The sequence below is a fragment of the Pseudomonas sp. PME37.24/025 genome, from assembly GCF_055556615.1.
The window spans coordinates 1-267 of the sequence record NZ_JBVHNK010000248.1; the positions used below are offsets into that span (position 1 = coordinate 1).

1 protein-coding gene is annotated in these 267 nt (G+C 59.6%); it reads right to left on the reverse strand.

Annotated features, from left to right (window positions below; genetic code table 11):
* Positions 1-267: putative dsRNA-binding protein (locus ACZ3HH_RS30240; RefSeq protein WP_465810285.1), on the reverse strand; the 267-nt coding region annotated here is incomplete at both ends.

Consider the following 267-nt stretch of genomic DNA (forward strand, 5'->3'; position numbering starts at 1 on the left):
ATCACTGCCCGTGCCAACCATCATACTATTTTTATCCGCAACGACCGGCTTGCTTTTGCCGCCGGTTTTTTTAAGCGGCGTCATGCCAGCGACTCGGGGCTTGCGCGCTGACTTGGCAACGGGTAATGCGGCAATCTGTTGCAATGCCAAGGTTGCCGCCGCCTGTTCGGCAGCACGACGACTGGCACCCCGCCCCGACACCATCAAGCCCAGACTCGGCACGTCGCACTGCACTTCAAATTCCTGGCTATGCGCCGCACCATGGGT